This window comes from Alsobacter metallidurans (assembly GCF_014636935.1).
Lineage (GTDB): Bacteria > Pseudomonadota > Alphaproteobacteria > Rhizobiales > Beijerinckiaceae > Alsobacter > Alsobacter metallidurans.
On record NZ_BMES01000001.1, the window covers coordinates 278,144 to 296,174 of the forward strand.

16 protein-coding genes are annotated in these 18,031 nt (G+C 67.7%); 7 read left to right on the forward strand and 9 right to left on the reverse strand.

The annotated features are described in order from the left end of the window. Positions 1-20 precede the first annotated feature (20 nt). A complete protein-coding gene (locus tag IEV99_RS01190; RefSeq protein ID WP_244643444.1) occupies positions 21-653 on the forward strand; it encodes a TetR family transcriptional regulator C-terminal domain-containing protein in 633 nt (210 codons plus the stop codon). Here IEV99_RS01190 and IEV99_RS01195 read toward each other — a convergent pair. From IEV99_RS01195 to IEV99_RS01210, 4 genes are all read right to left on the reverse strand, one after another. Continuing rightward, positions 650-1,402, reverse strand: coding sequence for an SDR family oxidoreductase (locus IEV99_RS01195; RefSeq protein WP_188515911.1), 753 nt, complete (start codon positions 1,400-1,402; stop codon positions 650-652). The genes IEV99_RS01190 and IEV99_RS01195 overlap by 4 nt on opposite strands. Before the next feature lie 85 nt (positions 1,403-1,487). Then, positions 1,488-2,336 carry a carbohydrate ABC transporter permease gene (locus tag IEV99_RS01200; protein WP_188515912.1) on the reverse strand — a complete coding sequence of 283 codons (849 nt, stop codon included), beginning with the start codon at positions 2,334-2,336 and terminating at the stop codon, positions 1,488-1,490. A 12-nt stretch (positions 2,337-2,348) separates the two neighbouring features. Continuing rightward, positions 2,349-3,164 carry a carbohydrate ABC transporter permease gene (locus tag IEV99_RS01205; protein ID WP_371875772.1) on the reverse strand — a complete coding sequence of 272 codons (816 nt, stop codon included), beginning with the start codon at positions 3,162-3,164 and terminating at the stop codon, positions 2,349-2,351. A 389-nt stretch (positions 3,165-3,553) separates the two neighbouring features. Next, positions 3,554-4,927, reverse strand: a complete 1,374-nt coding sequence (locus IEV99_RS01210) for an ABC transporter substrate-binding protein (protein WP_188515914.1) — start codon at positions 4,925-4,927, stop codon at positions 3,554-3,556. 320 nt (positions 4,928-5,247) lie between these two features. Between IEV99_RS01210 and IEV99_RS01215 the strand changes: the two genes are divergently transcribed. Next, on the forward strand, positions 5,248-5,727 hold the full coding sequence (locus IEV99_RS01215) for a YaiI/YqxD family protein (protein ID WP_244643445.1): 480 nt from the start codon (positions 5,248-5,250) through the stop codon (positions 5,725-5,727). 245 nt (positions 5,728-5,972) lie between these two features. Here the strand turns inward: IEV99_RS01215 and IEV99_RS01220 are convergent, their stop codons facing one another. Next, complete coding sequence (locus IEV99_RS01220; protein WP_188515916.1) at positions 5,973-7,385, reverse strand: sodium:proton antiporter; 1,413 nt, start codon at positions 7,383-7,385, stop codon at positions 5,973-5,975. A 155-nt stretch (positions 7,386-7,540) separates the two neighbouring features. Here IEV99_RS01220 and IEV99_RS01225 point away from each other — a divergent pair, with 155 nt between their 5' ends. Next, the gene (locus IEV99_RS01225) at positions 7,541-8,332 is read left to right on the forward strand and encodes a class II glutamine amidotransferase (protein ID WP_188515917.1); all 792 of its coding nucleotides are present in this window, start codon (positions 7,541-7,543) and stop codon (positions 8,330-8,332) included. Positions 8,333-8,345: 13 nt separating this feature from the next. Here IEV99_RS01225 and IEV99_RS01230 read toward each other — a convergent pair whose 3' ends face one another. After that, positions 8,346-9,185 (reverse strand): amidohydrolase family protein, encoded by an 840-nt coding sequence (locus IEV99_RS01230; RefSeq protein ID WP_188515918.1) that lies wholly within the window; start codon positions 9,183-9,185, stop codon positions 8,346-8,348. 75 nt (positions 9,186-9,260) lie between these two features. Then, positions 9,261-9,695 (reverse strand): RbsD/FucU family protein, encoded by a 435-nt coding sequence (locus IEV99_RS01235; protein WP_188515919.1) that lies wholly within the window; start codon positions 9,693-9,695, stop codon positions 9,261-9,263. A 128-nt stretch (positions 9,696-9,823) separates the two neighbouring features. Here IEV99_RS01235 and tal point away from each other — a divergent pair, with 128 nt between their 5' ends. After that, complete coding sequence (gene tal / locus IEV99_RS01240) at positions 9,824-10,789, forward strand: transaldolase (protein WP_188515920.1); 966 nt, start codon at positions 9,824-9,826, stop codon at positions 10,787-10,789. Positions 10,790-11,062: 273 nt separating this feature from the next. On the opposite strand, the gene IEV99_RS01245 is transcribed toward tal, so the two are convergent. Continuing rightward, entirely contained in the window at positions 11,063-12,511 is a 1,449-nt protein-coding gene (locus tag IEV99_RS01245; RefSeq protein ID WP_188515921.1) for an aldehyde dehydrogenase family protein, read from the reverse strand. A gap of 34 nt (positions 12,512-12,545) precedes the next feature. Then, positions 12,546-13,724: a fumarylacetoacetate hydrolase family protein gene (locus IEV99_RS01250; RefSeq protein WP_188515922.1), complete on the reverse strand. Its 1,179-nt coding sequence runs from the start codon at positions 13,722-13,724 to the stop codon at positions 12,546-12,548. Between the two features lie 531 nt (positions 13,725-14,255). Between IEV99_RS01250 and IEV99_RS01255 the strand changes: the two genes are divergently transcribed. From IEV99_RS01255 to IEV99_RS01265, 3 genes are all read left to right on the forward strand, one after another. After that, positions 14,256-15,218 carry an ABC transporter substrate-binding protein gene (locus IEV99_RS01255; RefSeq protein ID WP_188515923.1) on the forward strand — a complete coding sequence of 321 codons (963 nt, stop codon included), beginning with the start codon at positions 14,256-14,258 and terminating at the stop codon, positions 15,216-15,218. A gap of 86 nt (positions 15,219-15,304) precedes the next feature. Beyond that, on the forward strand, positions 15,305-16,831 hold the full coding sequence (locus IEV99_RS01260) for a sugar ABC transporter ATP-binding protein (RefSeq protein ID WP_188515924.1): 1,527 nt from the start codon (positions 15,305-15,307) through the stop codon (positions 16,829-16,831). Positions 16,832-16,874: 43 nt separating this feature from the next. Beyond that, positions 16,875-17,909: an ABC transporter permease gene (locus tag IEV99_RS01265; protein ID WP_371875773.1), complete on the forward strand. Its 1,035-nt coding sequence runs from the start codon at positions 16,875-16,877 to the stop codon at positions 17,907-17,909. Positions 17,910-18,031: the final 122 nt, after the last annotated feature.

Here is an 18,031-nt window from a genome sequence, read left to right on the forward strand (position 1 = left end):
TCTTTTCCCGGAGGAACCGCGTGGGGGCATCCAGCACCGCAACCAGGCCGCGCGGCGTCGCCCGGGAGGAGAACGAGCGGTTGATCCTGGAGGCCGCCGAGGCGGTGTTCGCCGAGCTCGGCTTCAAGGGCGCGACCACCGGCGCGATCGCCGCGCGCGCCGCCTTGCCCAAGGCCAACGTGCACTACTACTTCCCCAGCAAGGACGACCTCTACCGCGCCGTGATGGCCCGGGTGCTCGACCGCTGGCTGGCGGCGGCCTCGTCCTTCGACGACAGCGACGATCCCGCCGATGCGCTCACCCGCTACATCGCGGCCAAGATGGAGCTGTCGCGCACCATGCCGCTCGGCTCGCGCATCTTCGCCAGCGAGATCATGCGCGGCGCGCCCGCCATCGCGGACCACCTCGAAACCACGCTGGCCGCCTGGGTGGCGGACCGCGGCGCCATCGTGCGGCGCTGGATCGCCGAGGGCAAGCTCGCCCCCGTCGACCCCAAGGTGCTGTTCATGATGATCTGGGCGACCACCCAGCACTACGCCGACTTCGCCCGCCAGATCGAGGTGCTGAACGGCGGCCGGCCGCTCAGTGACGACGAGTTCGCGGAAGCGACCCGGCAGGTCGCCCGCACCATCCTGCGCGGCGTGCTGCTCTAGCGCCCGCCCGTGACGTTGTAGACCGCGCCCGTCACGTAGGACGCCTCGGCGGACAGAAGGAACAGGATGATGGCCGCGACTTCGTCGGCCGTGCCGGCCCGGCCGATCGGCACGGAGGGGCCGAGCTTCTCGAGGCGGCCGCCCAGCCCCGAGGACTCGTGAATCTCGGTCTCGATCAGGCCCGGCGCCACCGCGTTGACGCGCACGCCTTCCTTGCCGACTTCGCGCGCAAGGCCGAGCGTGAAGCTGTCGATGGCCGCCTTGGAGGCCGCGTACCAGACGAAATTGTCCGGGGAGCCGATCCATACCGCCGCAGAGGAGAGGTTCACGATGGAGCCGCCCGCGCCGCCGTGGCGCTGCGACAGGCGGCGCACGCCCTCCTGCGCGACCAGGATCGCGCCCGTCACGTTGATGTCGATCACGCGGCGGATCTCGGCCGGGTCGGCCTCGTCGAGGCGGCTCGCCTTGCCGGTGACGCCGGCGTTGTTCACGAGCCCGTCGATGCGGCCCATGCGGGCGTCGACCTCGGCGAACACGCGGCTGATGTCGGCGTCCAGCGCCATGTCGCCCTGGAAGATCTCGGCCTTGGCGCCGGCGGCCCGGCAGGCCTCGGCGGTCGCCTCGGCGGCCGCCTTGTTGCCCGCGTAGTTGATCGCCACGTCGTAGCCGCGCGCGGCCGCCATGCGGGCGACGGCGGCGCCGATGCCGCGGCTGCCGCCGGTGATGAGAAGCAACGGACGCTTGGCCATGGGGGCTCCCTGGATGTGGCGTCCGGTTGGTCCGGACGCGGGTTCTTGAATGGAAAAGGGCCCCGCCGTGGCAGGGCCCTCGAGGTCAGCTCTTCACCGCGCCGGCCGTGAGGCCGCCCACCATGTATTTCTTCACCGCGTAATACATGGCGGCGGGCGGCAGGGCGTAGATCAAGCCCGTGGTCATCAAGAGCTCCCAGGGCGAATCGTCCGCCGCCAGGAAGTTGCCGAGCGCCACCGGCAGCGTGATGGTGGTGTCCTTGGACAGGAGCAGGAACGCGTAGAGATACTCGTTCCAGGCCAGCAGCACCGCATAGGTGCCCACCGCCACCAGCGACGGCAGCATCAACGGAATGTAGACCAGCCGGAACAGCTGCATCGGCGTGGCGCCGTCCATGATGGCGGCTTCGTCGAGCTCGGCCGGCAGCTTGTCGGAAGCCTGCTTCAGCACCCAGATCGCGTAGGGCGACGCGATCGTCACCATCGCGAGGATCAGCGCCCACTGGCTGTTCAGCAGCCCGTAGAGGCCCATGGTCCGGTACATCGGCACGGCCAGGAAGGCGGCCGGGATGAAGTAGGTGAACAGCGCCATGTTCAGCACCGTCCGCCCGCCCTTCACCTTCAGGCGCGAGATCGAGAACGCCGCGAAGGTGGCGACCAGCAGGGTCAGCGCCCCGGTCGCGGCCGCGATGAACACCGAGTTGAACAGCTGCTGCCAGAACAGGTGCAGGAAGTAGTGCTTCTGGCCAAACACGACCTCGAAGTTGCGCAGGGTCGGGTTCTTGGGCCACAGCGCGCCCGAAAAGGCGGACTGCTTGTCCGAGAACGCGAACAGGCACAGGTGGTAGATCGGCAGCAGCGTCCAGATCAGCACCGGGATGCCGACCAGGAGCAGCTTGGCCTCGTTGGTGGCGGTCCGAAAGAAGGTTTTCACGGGCTCAGGCCTTCACTTCGAGAGACGCTTCATCATCACGTAGACGAGCGGCAGGATGATCGGCAGGGCGCACACGATGGTGGCCATCGAGAGGTCGACTTGGTCGAGCCGCAGATAGCGGATGCCGAGCGTCGCCAGCACATGCGTGAGGTCGGCCGGTCCGCCGCCGGTGAGCAGGTAGACGCTGTTGAAGTCGCCCAGCGTCCAGATCATCGAGAGGATCGTGCAGGTCAGGTAGAGCTGCTGCATCGACGGCCAGGTGATGAACCGGAACTTCTGCAGGTTGCTGGCGCCGTCCACCGACGCGGCCTCGTAGAGGTCGTTCGAGATCGCCAGGCGGCCGGCGAGCAGGATCAGCGTCCAGAACGGCAGCGACTTCCAGATGTGCATCAGGATCGACAGGAACAGCGCGAGCTGCGGGTCGTTTAGCCAGTTCGGGCCGTCGTCGCCGGTGAGGCGGAAGATGAGCTGGTTGATCACGCCCCATTCGGGGTTGAGCATGAACCGGACCGACAGGATGGTCGGGATCGACGGCACCGCCCAGGGCAGGATGAAGATGACCGAGAGGGCCTTCACCCACTTGCGCTCGTTCATGAAGAACCCTGACAGCAGCAGGGCCACGACCATCTTCAGGTTGATGCCGATGATCAGGAACGCGAGCGTGTTGAAGATTGACCGGATGAAGATTGGATCGTTGAACAGGTGGACATAGCTCTCCGGCTTGTGGGCGAGCCAGAACGCGTAGAACACCGGGTAGACGACAAACAGCGCAAAGATCAGCAGGTAGGGGGCCACCATCAGGATGCCCCAGAACTGCCAGGAGGTCATGCCCTGCTTCTCGGGGGCGACGACGCCGGCGCGGGGGTCGGAGAGGCTTGCGGTGGTCATCGTGGGGGCCCTTGTGAATTCGGCGGTCGCCCGGGTCAGGCGGCCACCGTGAATTTTGTGCGAGATGAACAGTAGCTGAGCCGAAGAGCCTTGAATGCCCTCATCCTGAGGAGCCCTGCGCAGCAGGGCGTCTCGAAGCACGAGGGGTCCGGATCGCTCGACGCGTGCAGCCCACTGGAGTCCCTCGTCCTTCGAGACGCATCGCCAAGGGGCGATGCTCCTCAGGATGAGGGTTTCTAGAATTGCTGCCTCGAACGCTCGGGAGAGGAGATCCCCGAACGCCCGGACAGGCTCCCGGGAGGATGCCTCCCGAGAGCCGGGTCGTCGGCTTAGCTTCCGGCGACTTCCTTGATGCGGGCGATGAGCTCGTCCGTCGCCTTGTCCACCGGCACCTTCTCGTTGACGATGCGGTTGGCGGCCTTGGCCCAGACGTTCTCGTTGTTCAGGATCGTGAACTTGTAGTTCTTGGTGAACTCGAAGGTCACGGTGCCGGACTTGTACTGGTTGTAGACCGACTTGCGATGCGGGTCAGCCTGCCAGAACGGGCTCTCCTGCCCGGCCTTGGTCACCGAGAACCAGCGGCCGAGAGCGCCCTCGACGTAGGGCTTCAGGTTGTCTTCCTGCAGCAGGAAGGCGACGAAGTCCTTGGCGAGCTTCTTCTGCTTGGCCTGCTCGAACACCACGCCCACCTTTACGGCGGTGCGGTACTTCATCGGCGAGCCGTCGGGCTTGTTCGGGAAGCCGGCCGTGCGGATCAGGCTGTCGTAGTTCTTCTTCGCCTGGTCGCGCTGTTCCTGGGTCAGGGTCGCGTTGTTGGCGTCGTCGAGCCACTTGGCGGCGATCGAGATGGTGGCGTTGTGGGTCAGCACCGTCGTCTTGTTGTGGAAGGCGACGTTGTTGTCCGGGTCCTTCCAGGACGTGGCCGACGGCGGCACGCAGCCCTTGGTGTAGGGAGCCGTGTAGTCCGACAGGGCGCCCATGAGGCCCTTCTTGACGTTCGGGTCGTCCAGCAGCAGCTTGCCGTTGTCGTCGACCAGCTTGACGTTATAAGCGTCCATGAAGGTCAGGAACGAGTAGAAGCTGTCCGACGAATCGACGCCCAGCGGCTGGCCGATGCCATACGCGCGCGTGCCCGAAGCCTTGCGGAAGCCGGGCTGCACCTTGTCGCACCAGAAGTTCCAGTAGCCGGCCCAATCCTTCGGAATGTCGCTTTCCTTGAAGCCGGCCTGCTCGAGCATGTCGATCCAATACTCGATATGCATCGTCTGCTGCTTGAGCGGGAAGGCGTAGTAGGCCTGCTTCTTGGTCTTGTCGTTGTAGAGGTAGGTGGTCTCGACCGTGTTGGGGGCGAACTGGCCCTTCAGCGGCTCGATCACGCTCGAGATGTCCTCGAGGCGTCCCTCGAACGCCCACTTGGCCGCGACCTGGAAGTCGTACACGTCGGCATAGGCCACGTCCGGCGGGCTGCCGGCGTCCAGCGCCGAAACCGTCTTCGGGATCATGTCCTGCACGGCGTACTGGGACAGGTCCACCTTCACGCCGGACTTGGCCTCGAACTTCTTGATGGCCTCGAAGAGCGCGTCGTCCTCGGCCTTGTAGAAGCCCTTCACCCACCACACGGTGAGCTTTTCCTGGGCGAATGCCTGCCCGCCGGCGGCCAGCAAGGCCGCGGACGCGACAGCGCCCATGATAACTTTCTTCATCGTTCCCTCCCAAAGGGTCCCATGCTTGTGCCGGGGTCGTTGGCCGCCGATGGGGCGCGAAAAGGCGCGCTTCTCGGCGGAGCCTGCGGGTTGCAACCGCAGATGGCCCCTCTCGACCGGCTGGGCGCACTCTAAGCGTATCGAACCGATTAAGTCCAGACCGGCTGCACGGCTGCCATGCGTCTGACGCGGCATTGGGGGTAATTTCGCGTAAAAACGACGGTGAAACGAGCTGCTCCGTGATCGTTGTTTCCGCACGGCCGCACATGTATCGATTAAAAAGGGCCGCAGCGCTGGTCGGCCTTCGGAGGATGCGTCCCGTGCCCGAGCCCGCAGGTCCCATCGCGATCTATGTCGACGCGGACGCCTGCCCGGTGAAGGCCGAGGTCTACAAGGTCGCGGAGCGCCACCGGCTGAAGGTGTTCGTGGTCGCCAACAGCTTCATGCAGATCCCGCGCGACCCGATGATCGAGCGCGTGCTGGTGGCGGCCGGCCCTGACGCCGCCGACGACTGGATCGCGGAGCGCGCCGCGCGCGGGGCCATCGTGATCACGGCCGACATCCCGCTGGCCAGCCGCTGCATCAAGGCCGGCGCGGACGTGATCGGGCCCACCGGCAAGCCCTTCACGACCGACTCGATCGGCATGGCGCTCGCAACCCGCAACCTCATGGAGGACCTGCGCTCCACCGGCGAGGTCACGGGCGGCCCGAGACCCTTCGCCGCCAAGGACCGCTCCACCTTCCTGTCCGCGCTGGACCTGGCCATCGTCCGGCTGAAGCGGGCGGGATTCGGGGGCTAGGTTCGCAGCGACCTAGGCGCCGCCCTTGTCCCGGCGGGAGAAAGCGCGCGCTTCCACTCGCAGGGAGCTCGTTATCTCACCGTTGTCGCTCTCCGTCATGGCCGGGCTCGTCCCGGCCATCCACGCCGGAGCCCAGCGCGTGGATCCCCGGGTCAAGCCCGGGGATGACGGGGGAGGGATCGCGGAAATCTGCCGCAATGCTCGAAGTCGGGCGGCCCTTCACCCCCCGGGAGCCGCGGCTCGCCTTAAAAGAACAACCACGTGATCGCCCCGAACAGCGGCATCAGGATCACGATCGTCCAGCCCATATAGCCGAAGAAGCTCGGCATCTTGACGCCGCCCTGCCGCGCGATGGCGTAGACCATGAAGTTCGGCGCGTTGCCGATATAGGTGTTGGCGCCCATGAACACGGCGCCGAGCGAGATCGCCGCCAGCGTGGAGGCGAGCGGGCCCATGAGGCGGGCGGGGTCGCCGCCCGCGAGTTCGAAGAACACCAGATAGGTGGGCGCGTTGTCCAGAAACGACGACAGGATGCCGGTGAGCCAGAAATAGGCGGCTGGCGACGGCGAGCCGTCCGGGCGCGTCACAAGCCCGACCAGCGGCGCGAACACGCCCTCGCGGCCGGCCTGCAGCATCGCGATCACCGGGATGATGCAGGTGAAGATGGCGGCGAACAGCTTGGCGACCTCGAGGATTGGCTCCCACTGGAAGTCGTTGGCGCGGCGGTGCTCGGGCCGCGTCACCGCGATGGATGCGCAACCGACTGCCACCATGGTGAGATCGCGCAGCACGTTCTGCAGCGGCAGGTGGACGCCCAGCACATTGAGCTCGATCCCGGGCTTCCAGAGCCCGCTCAGCAGGATGGCCGCGACCGCCACGCCGATCAGCGCGAGGTTCACGGCGCCGTGCAGCCGGATGGGCTTGTCGGGCGTAGGATCGCTCAGGGCCCGAAAGGCCGCGTCGCGGCGGTAAAGCCAGAGGTCCAGGGCGAGAAACACCGCCAGCAGCACGCCGACCGCGAACACGGTCTCGGGCCAGAGCGTCTTGCCGGTCCAGAAGAAGTCCACTCCGCGCAGGAAGCCCAGAAACAGCGGCGGATCGCCGAGGGGCGTCAGCGAACCGCCGATGTTCGACACCAGGATGATGAAGAACACGAACACGTGGACGTTGTGCAGCCGGTTGTCGTTGGCGCGCAGCAGCGGCCGGATCAGGATCATGGACGCGCCCGTGGTGCCGATCACGCTCGCCATCGCGGAGCCGGCGCCGAGCAGCCCGGCGTTCATCAGCGGCGAGCCGTGGATGTTGCCCGCCACCACGATGCCGCCGGCCGCCGTGAACAGGGCGAACAGCATCAGGATGAACGGCATGTACTCGGTGAGCAGCGTATGCAGGATCGCCCCTGACGCGACGCCGAAGCCCTGCGTCAGCAGGAGCGGCACTGCGGCGAGCAGGGCCCACCCCAGCGCGATCTTGCCGTAATGGGCGTGCCACGCGTGGGCGAACAGCAGCGGCCCGAGCGCGATCGACAGGAGGATGCCGGCGAAGGGGAGCGCCCAGACGATCCCGAGCCTAGCGCCCTCGAGACCCTCCGCCGCGCTGGCGGGCGCGGCCTGCAGGGCGAGCAGGAGGAGGGCGGCCAGGAATGTGCGGGGCGTCATGCGGGATCCTTCGCGGCGGGGTCGCGCGCATTCAACAGGATTGCAGAGTAGCCAACAACGTCCCGCCGATTGAAAGAGGTTAAGGCGCGTTAAGGTTCTGTTCAGGACGTTGGCCGCACGCTATGGCTTCCAGGCCTTGCGTCGATCGGTGAAACATGTGCCGCTTTCTCGCCTACCGGGGTGAACCGGTCTTCATGGAAGACCTCGTGAGCGCCCCGTGCCACTCGCTCGTGCACCAGTCGCTGCACGCCGAGGAGGCCAAGACCGGCACCAACGGCGACGGCTTCGGCATCGGCTGGTACGCGACCCGGCCCGAGCCGGGCGTGTACCGCGAGCTGCGGCCGGCCTGGTCGGACGAAAACCTCCAGTCGCTCTGCGCGCAGGTGCGCTCGGGCCTATTCTTTGCCCATGTGCGCGCCGCCACCGGCACCGCGACCACGCGGGCCAATTGCCACCCCTTCGTGCAGGGGCGGTGGATGTTCATGCACAACGGCCAGATCGGCGGCTACCACACGGTGCGGCGCAAGCTGGAGGCCATGATCCCGGACGCGCTCTACGAGGCGCGCGGCGGCACCACCGACAGCGAGGCGATCTTCCTGGCCGCGCTCGCGGATGGGCTGGAGGACGATCCCGTCGGCGCGGTGGCCCGCACGGTGTCGCGCGTTTCCGCGCTGATGCAGGCCGCCGGCGTGCGCGAGGCGCTGCGCTTCACGGCCGCGCTCACGGACGGCGAGGATCTCTACGCCTTCCGCTGGGCCAGCGACGGCAAGCCAGCCACGCTCTACTGGCGCGACCTCGGCGACCGGCTGATCATCGTGTCCGAGCCGCTGGACCGGGCCCAGCCCGGCTGGCTTGAGGTGCCGCGCTCCTGCGTGCTTACGGCCCGCAAGGGCCAGGCGCCCGCGCTGCAATGCATGGACGAGGCGATCACGCGCGCGGCGGCCTGACGACCGCGGCGGCCTAGATCGCGCCGAGCCGGTAGAACGCCGTCGCGTTGCCGCCGAAGATCGCCAGGCGTTCGCCGGCGCTGCACGCGGCCGTGAGCTCCTCGGCGGCGTCCACCCAGCGCCGGTAGCCGGAGGCCAGCGTGCAAACCGGCCAATCCGAGCCCCATAGCAGCCGGCCCGGGCCGAAGCACTCCAGCAGCCAGTCCACATAGGGCCGCAGCTTGTCGACCGACCAGTCCGGCCCCGCCTCGGTGACGAGCCCCGACAGTTTGCACAGCGCCCGCGTGTCGCGCGCCAGGGCCTGCATGCCGGCCGCCCATTCGTCGAACTCGCCAGCCCGGATGCGCGGCTTGGCGCCATGGTCGATCACGACCCGCAGCTCCGGATAGCGTCCCAGCAGGGCGAGCAGGTTGGGCAGGTGCTCGGGCTTCACCAGCGCGTCAAAGGCGAGGTCGTGCGCAACCAGGCTGCGGAACGCCCAGTCGAGCTCGGGCTTCAGCATCCAGTCCACGTCCGGGATGTCCTGGATCATGGGCCGGAAGCCCTTGAGCTTCTTGTGCCGGGCGAGCCGGTCCACATGCGCGAGGCTGCTCGGGTCGGCGAAATCCACCCAGCCGACCACGCCCAGAACCCAGTCGGTCGCGTCCGCGAGCCCGAGCATGTACTCGGTCTCCTCCACGGTCGGGGCGGCCTGCACCAGCACGGTGCCGCCGACGCCGGTCTCCTCGATCAGGAATTCCAGGTCGTCCGGCCCGAACGGCCGGTACAGCGTCTGCAACTCCGGCGTGAGCCAGCCATAGTCGCCGCGGCTGGGGTTCCAGAAGTGCTGGTGCGAGTCGATTCGAAGCGTCATGGGGCCACTGTCCGCGCGCAAATGAGGCTGGGCGATGGCCGCGGGGGTCGGCCGCAAGGTCGGGGCGTTCCGGCGCTAGTCGGGGCGCACCACGCCCTTTTTCAGCAGGATGTTGCCATAGAGCCGCGTTTCCCCGCTCACCACCACGGCGAAGGCCTTCCGGACGCGCTCATAGAACGCGAAGCGCTCCAGCGAGGCCAGCCGGAAGGATGCGCCCTCGCGTGCGACGATCACGCGACGAAACTCGTCGAAGATCGGCATCTCGGCGCCGGCGTCGCCCACCACCTCCATGCGCCACGCCGCCTCCGGCGTGAAGTCGTCCAGCGGCAGCACCGACAGCACCGCGTCCAGCACCCGGGTGGCGGGCAGGCCGTCGAGCCGGATCACCGGCCGCCCCATCGCGGCGGCCGGGAAGTTGGTGTCCACGATCGCGATGTCGTCGCCGTGCCCCATGGCGCGCAGCGTTCCCAGCAGGTCGGGGCCGAGAACGGGATCCAATCCCTTGAGCATGTCGTTTCCCCCGGCGCCGGCCGGCTCCCATTGGCGAGCCGCGGCCTTTCCGCCTCCGTCGCGCGCATGTTAGGAAGCCTGCCCGCGCGTCCGCAATCACTATCGCCAAGTTTCAGGAGAAGCCCCCCATGGCGTCCAAGCTCGACCAGCTCAAGTCCATGACCGTCGTGGTGGCGGACACCGGCGACATCGAGGCCATCCGGGCCTTCAAGCCGACCGATTGCACCACCAACCCGTCGCTGATCCTCAAGGCCGCCCAGATGCCCGCCTATGCGGGGCTGGTCGACGAGGCGGTGAACTGGGGTCGCCGCCAGGGCTCGGGCGCCGACGCGGTGTCCGCCATCGCGGACCGCCTCGCGATCACGTTCGGCGCGGAGCTGAGCAAGATCGTGCCCGGCCGCGTCTCAACCGAGGTGGACGCGGACCTCTCCTTCGACACGCAGGCCTCCGTCGCCAAGGCGCGCGGCATCATCAAGGCCTACGAGGAGCGCGGCGTCAGCCGCGACCGCATTCTGATCAAGATCGCCTCCACCTGGGAGGGAATCCGGGCGGCCGAGATCCTTCAGGCCGAGGGCATCGACTGCAACCTCACCCTGCTGTTCTCGCTCGTGCAGGCGGCTGCCGCCGCGGAGGCAAAGGCCTTCCTGATCTCGCCCTTCGTGGGCCGCATCCTGGATTGGCACGCCAAGGCCGAGAACCGCACCTTCACGGCCGAGGAAGACCCGGGCGTGCTCTCTGTGCGGAAGATTTACAGCTACTACAAGCGCCACGGCTACGGGACTGTCGTGATGGGCGCCTCGTTCCGCAACATCGGCGAGATCGAGGCGCTGGCGGGCTGCGACCGCCTCACCATCGCGCCCGCGCTGCTGCAGGAACTCGCCGCCGACGAGGGAACGCTCGCCCGCAAGCTCGACCCGGAAACGGCCGGCCGCTCGGGCGACGAGCGAGTCGCCACCGACGAGCCGAATTTCCGCTTCGCCTTGAACGAAGACCCGATGGCGACCGAGAAGCTCGCCGAAGGCATCCGCCAGTTCGCCAAGGACATGCGCGCCCTGCACGCCGTGATCGCGCAGAAGCTCGCCAAGGCCGCGTAGGGCGGGGCGGCCCCGGGGACACTTGGATCCACCACAATCCCCTCATCCTGAGGAGCAGGCCCGCTCGGGCCTGCGTCTCGAAGGACGAGGGACTCCAGCGTGTCCGAACGGTTGAGCGCTCTGGACCCCTCGTCCTTCGAGACGCATCGCCAAGGGGCAATGCTCCTCAGGATGAGGGGCGTTGAGGTGCTCCGGCTTCGGCAGCATCACACGCAGAGGCCGCGCCCCGAAGGGCGCAGCCGTGTATTTCGCTCACGACGAACGGATCCCCATTCAGCCCGGGAACGTGTAGGCCGTCTTCACCGTGGTGTAGAACTCGCGCGCATAGGCGCCCTGTTCGCGCGAGCCGTAGCTCGAGCCCTTCCGGCCGCCGAACGGCACGTGATAGTCCACGCCCGCGGTCGGCAGGTTCACCATGATCATGCCGGCCTCGCTGTTGCGCTTGAAATGCGAGGCGTATTTCAGGCTCGACGTGCAGATGCCGGACGACAGCCCGAACTCGGTGTCGTTGGCCATGGCCAGCGCCTCGTCGTAGCTCTGCACCCGGATCACGTTCGCGACCGGCCCGAAGACCTCCTCGCGCGAGATGCGCATGTCGTTGGTGGTCTCGGTGAACAGCGCCGGCTGCAGGTAGAAGCCGGGGGTCTCGCGGTTCAGGAGCTCGCCGCCCCAGGCCAGCTTGGCCCCTTCTTCCTTGGCGATGCCGATATATTTCAGGTCCTGGTCGAGCTGGCCCTGGTCGACCACCGGGCCGATATGCGTGCCGGGCTTCAGGGCGTCGTCGATCACGAGGCCCTTCAGGCGCTCCACGCAGGCTTCCACGAACTTGTCATGGATGCCGGCCTGCACGATCAGGCGCGACGAGGCCGTGCAGCGCTGGCCGGTGGAGAAGAAGGCGCCGTTCACGGCCACTTCCACGGCGACCTTGAGGTCGGCGTCGTCCAGCACCACGAGCGGGTTCTTGCCGCCCATCTCGAGCTGCAGCTTCTTCATGCGGGTTCCGCCAACCGCGGCGGCCGCGACCTTGCGGCCGGTCGGCACCGAGCCCGTGAACGTGATGGCGTCCACGTCCTTGTGGTCGAGGATGGTCTGGCCCACTTCCGAGCCGCGGCCCATCACGAGGTTCAGCACGCCCTTGGGCAGGCCGGCGCGATGGAGGATGTCGACGATCGCCCAGGAGCAGCCGGGCACGAGGTCGGCGGGCTTCAGCACCACGCAATTGCCGTAGGCCAGCGCCGGCGCGATCTTCCACGACGGGATCGCGATCGGGAAATTCCAGGGCGTGATCATGCCGACCACGCCAACCGGCTCGCGTGTGATGTCGACTTCCACGCCCGGGCGCACCGAGGCGAGCTTCTCGCCCGACAGGCGCAGGCACTCGCCGGCGAAGAACGCGAAGATCTGCCCGGCGCGCACGGTTTCGCCGACGCCCTCGGCCAGGGTCTTGCCCTCTTCGCGCGACAAGAGGCGGCCGAGCTCGTCCTTGCGGGCGAGGATCTCGTCCGAGGCTTTCTTCAGGATCTCGTAGCGCTCCTGCGGGGTGGAGCGCGCCCAGGCCGGGAAGGCGGCCTTGGCGGCCGCGATGGCCTCCTCGGCCTGCTGCTTGGAGGCGCGCACATACTCGCCCACCACGTCCTTGGTGTTGGACGGGTTGATGTTGGGGTTGACGGAGGCGCCTTCCACCCACTCGCCGGCGATCAGGTTCTTGAAGGGTGCGTTCATGGCGATATCCCGTGTTTGGAGAATGCGGAGGGGGTCAGAGCAGGCCGCGCCGGGCGAGGCTGCGCATCAGGTGCGAGGTCCCGAAGGTCCAGGGCGGGCACTTGTCGGTGTGCTGCATGCGGTTCACCAGACTGCCCAGCCACGGCGTCGCAATCGTGACGATGTCGCCGATCTTGTGCGTGAAGCCCTGGCCGGGCGCGTCGCGGTCGTCGATGGGAGCGAACAGCGTGCCGGTGTAGAGGATGGCGCCGTCCGGGTACTGGTGGTGCTTGCCCAGCATCTGGCCGGCCAGGTCCTCGAAGGAGCGGCTGATCTTGCCGAGCGAGGAGTGGCCTTCCAGCCGGTACCCCTCCGGCCCTTCCACCACGAGGGTCAGCTCGGCCTGGCGCAGATCCTCCACCGAGAATGTGGCGTCGAAGAAGCGGATGAACGGGCCGACCGTCGCGGAGGCGTTGTTGTCCTTGCACTTGGCCAGCAGCAGGGCCGAGCGGCCCTCGACGTCGCGGAGATTGACGTCGTTGCCCAGCGTCGCGCCGACGATTTTCCCCGTCGAGGACACCACCAGCACGGCCTCGGGCTCGGGATTGTTCCAGGTCGACATCGGATGCAGGCCGGCGTCAACGCCCGTGCCCACCGCCGACATAGGCGGGGCCTTGGTGAAGATCTCGGCGTCCGGGCCGATGCCGACCTCGAGATACTGGCTCCACGAGCCCTGGTCGATCAGCGTCTGCTTCAGCCGCATGGCCTCCGGCGAGCCGGGCACCAGCTTGGAGAAGTCCTCGCCCACCATGCTGACGATCTGCTCGCGGATGCCGGTGGCCGCGGCCGGGTCGCCCTTGGCGCGCTCCTCGATCACGCGCTCCAGCATCGAGATCGCGAAGGTGACGCCGGCCGCCTTGATGGCCTGCAGGTCGTTGGGGGCGAGCAGCCAGGGCTTCGTCTCGTCCCGGTTGTCCGGAACCGTGTTGAGCAGAATGGCGTCGAGATCGCCGATGCGCTCGCCTTGCTCGTCGGCCAGCGCCCGGGCGGGGTCGGGCATTTCGCACAGATCCCGCATGGTCGGGAACGCGCGGGTCACATCGAACACGCCGTCCGGGCGGATCGCCACCACGGACGGCCCCGACACGTCGGGCCGCCACACGCGGCCCGCGAGCGCGCCACGGGCGCCGTCATGCGGAAGGGTGGTGGCGCTGTCGAGCTTGAGGCGGGCCATGGTCGCTCCCTAAATCGTTTATTGTGGCGGGGTTTAGCATCTTGGGGGCGCGCTGGCGAGATCACGGCCCCGCCCTGCGCGCAATGCAGCGGCGCGAGGCGGGGCGAAGATAATGAAGGTTTCGGAGAGACCGCATTTCCCCAGCGTCACCCCACCCCGCCGGGCTTCGCCCGTCGACCCTCCCCCTCAAGGGGAGGGTGTGCTGCGGCCTTGCGATCGGCGCCGGTGCGGGTACGCGTAAAATTTCGTCGGGCTCGGTCACTCTCGGACGTGCCGCAACGCCCACCCTCCCCTTGAGGGGGAGGGTCGCCGCGCAGCGGCGGGGTGGGGTGAAGCCGGGCGAAGGGAAGCGGGCAAACGACGCTTGTCTCCACGCGACGCCGACCTCGATTGCCGGTCACAACTGTCACAATTCGAAACGCCTATAACGTGCATTGCGCAGGCTGAAAAATTCGTTCTAGCATCGGGCATTCCGGGCGTTAGCCCGGGGCATAAACGAGGCGGCTGAGCCGCCCGCAGAGGAGGACACCTATGAGACATTCCTGGCTCGTCGCCGGGTTCGCGGCCGTTTCGGCTGCGTTCGTCCAGCCCGCCGTTGCTCAGCAGCCCACCATTCCGATCATCGTCAAGGACACGACCTCCTTCTACTGGCAGATCGTGCTCGCCGGCGCCCGCAAGGCCGGGCAGGACCTGAACGTGAAGGTGCCGGAGCTCGGCGCGCAGTCCGAAGCCGACATCAACGGCCAGATCGCCATCCTGGAGAACGCCGTCTCCACCAAGCCGGCCGCCATCGTGATCTCGCCCACGCAGCGCGCCGCGCTCGGCAAGCCGATCGACGAGGCCGCCAAGTCGGTCAAGATCGTCGGCATCGACTCGGCCGCCGACTCGAAGGCCTTCACGTCCTTCCTCACCACCGACAACGTCCAGGGCGGGCGCATTGCGGCCGATGGCCTCGCGGCGGCGATCACCAAGAAATACGGCAAGGCCGAGGGCGAAGTGGCTCTCATCACCCATCTGCCGGGCGTCGGCTCGCTCGACGAGCGCGCCAAGGGCTTCAAGGAGCAGCTCGCCTCCAAGTACCCGGGCATCAAGCTGGCGGCCGACAAGGTGTCGGACGGCACCGCCAATGGCGGGCTCAACATCACCACCGACCTGCTCACCGCCTTCCCGAACCTGCGCGGCATCTTCGCGTCGAACCTGATCCAGGCCCAGGGCGCGATTCAGGCGATCGCCGAGTCCAAGGCGCAGGACAAGGTGAAGCTGGTCGGCTTCGATAGCGACGACAAGCTCGTGAAGGCGCTCAAGGACGGCGTGATGGCCGCCACCGTCGTGCAGGACCCGTTCCGCATGGGCTATGACGGCGTCAAGACCGCGCTCGCCGCCTCCAAGGGCGAGAAGGTCGAGGCTTTCGTGGACACCGGCGCGAACCTGATCACGGGCGAGAACATGACCGGCGCCCGCGCCCAGGAGCTGCTGAACCCCAAGGTCAAGTAAGCCGCGGTTCAGAAACGACAGCGCCGCCCGGCCGCCTCGGCGCCCGGGCGGCGGACGCGTCTTTCCCCCCAGCCGGAACAGCGCCCGTGTCCGCCATCGCCGAAACTCAGCCTGCCGTGGAAACGGCCTTCGCGGGCCCCATCCTGGAGCTGCGCAAGCTCGAGAAACGCTACACCGGCACGCATGCGCTGAAGCCCGCCGACCTCGCCTTCGAGACGGGCGAAGTGCACGCCATCGTGGGCGAGAACGGCGCCGGCAAGTCGACGCTGATCAAGCTGCTCACGGGCGTCACCCCGCGCACGGCGGGCGAAATCATCTGGAAGGGCGTCCCGACCGATCTCTCCACCCCCAACGAGGCGATCGCGCTCGGCATCAACGCCGTCCATCAGGAGGTGGTGCTCTGCCCGCACCTGACCGTGGCGGCCAACATCTTCCTGGGCGATGAGAAGACATCCCCGGGCGGGCTGCTGCGCGACCGCGCCATGGTGCGCGACGCGCAGCGCATCCTCGTCGACCTCGGCTTCGCGCTGCCGGCCGGCGCGCTGCTGTCGACGCTCACCATCGGCCAGCAGCAGCTCATCGCCACGGCGCGCGCCGCCACGCGCGGGACCCGCTTCCTGATCTTCGACGAGCCCACCGCCTACCTCACCCGGCAGGAGGCCGCGCAGCTCTTCGCGCTGATCCGCCGCCTCAAGGCGCAGGGCGTCACGGTGGTCTACATCAGCCACCGCATGGAGGAGATCTTCGAGCTCGCCGACCGCGTCTCGGTGCTGCGCGACGGCACGCTGGTGGGCACGCGCCGGGTGTCGGAGACCAGCGACGCCGAGCTGATCGGCCTCATGATCAACCGCTCCATCGAGCAAGTGTACCACAAGGACCCTTTCACGCCCGGAGCCGCCATCCTGGAAACCCGCAACCTGAGCGGGCGCGGCTTCCGGGACGTTTCGCTCACCGTGCGCGAGGGCGAGATCGTCGGCCTCTACGGGCTGATCGGCGCCGGGCGCAGCGAGTTCGTGATGGGCGTCTACGGTCGCGAGCCGACCACGGGCGGCGAGGTGTTGTGGGGCGACCGGCCGGTCTCGGTCCGCTCGGAGCGCGACGCCATCGCGCTCGGCATGGCGCTGGCGCCCGAAAGCCGGCGCGACCAGGGGCTCTGCCTCAATCTGGGCGTCGGCCACAACCTCAACCTCCCGGTGTTCGACCGGCTCACGCGGGGGCTCACCATCTCGGGCCGGCGGGAGCGCGCCGCCGCCGACAAGCAGATCGCCGACCTGCGCATCAAGACGGCGAGCCGCAACGCGCTGGCGCTCAGCCTCTCGGGCGGCAATCAGCAGAAGATCGTGATCGGCAAATGGCTCAACCACGGGGCCAAGCTGTTCATCTTCGACGAACCCACCGTGGGGGTGGATGTCGGCACCAAGGCGGAGATCTACCGGCTCTTCGGCGCGCTGTTGGCCAAGGGCGCGGGCATTCTCCTGGTGTCGTCCTACCTGCCCGAAGTCTACGAGCTGGCCGACCGCCTCCATGTGTTCAGGGGCGGCCGGCAGATCGCCAGCCACGGCCACAAGGCCGCCAGCCACGAACAGATCCTCACCGAGGCGATCGGCGTCTGAGCCCGCCCAGGAACCCCTTCATGCCCCGCCAGCAGGACCCCGCATCATGACCGACACCGCGAGCACGCTGGGCGCGCCGAAAACGAGGTTCGAGTTCTCGCGCCTGCTCGGCCTCACGCTGGTGGGCGTGCTTCTGGCCATGTTCCTGTTCCTGGCCTGGAAGACCTCGACCTTCGCGACGCCCGGCAACATCTCGAACCTCGCCCGCCAGGGCGCGATCTTCGCCATCCTGGCGCTGGGCCAGACCTTCGTGATCATCACGGCCGGCATCGACCTCTCGGTCGGCGCGGTGGCGAGCTTCATCACCGTGGTGGTCGCGATGCTGGTCCAGGGCGTCGCGCCCGGCGTCGCGGCGGGGCTCACGGGCGTCGGCCTGCCCGAGGCGGCCGCCAACGTGCTGGCGCTGTGGACCGTGATCCTCGCGTCCCTGCTGCTCGGCATGGCGATCGGAGCGTTTCACGCCTTCGGGGTGGTGAAGATGGGGCTGCCCCCCTTCATCATCACGCTCGCGACCTTCACGGCGCTGCGCGGCGTCGGCCTGCTGATGACCAATGGCTCCACCATCAACGTCACCAACGATGCGTTCACGGGCTTTTCGCGCGGCGAGGTGCTGGGTATCCCCAACCTGTTCATGGTGGTGGTCGTGGTCGCGGTCCCGGCTTTTGTATACCTGCACCTCAGCAAGTGGGGCCGCTACCTCTATTCGGTCGGGTCCAACCCCGAGGCCGCGCGCCTGTCTGGCGTCAACGTCAACGCCGTAACGGCGACCGCCTATATCCTGTCTTCGCTCTGCGCCGCCATCGTGGGGGTGATGCTGGCCTCGCGCACCGGCACCGGCAACGCCACCCAGGCGATTGGCTTCGAGCTGGAGGCCATCGCGGCCTCGGTGATCGGCGGCACCAGCCTCTTCGGGGCCATCGGCTCCGTCTGGGGCCCGCTGCTCGGGGCCTTCATCCTGGCGACCATCCGCAACGGCGCCAACCTGATGAACGTCAACTCGTTCTGGCAATACATCATCACCGGCGTCCTAATCATCCTGATCGTCTACGCGGATGGGCTGCGGCGCCGTAGGCGCTAAAGGCGGGCCGATATAGAATGCATTCACCCAAGCCGCCGCTAGCGCGCGGAACATGCGCGTTTTGCTGGCGTCCGAAAATATTTCGCGTAAAGAGAGCCCCGCCGAGGGTTCTCGTCTTCTGG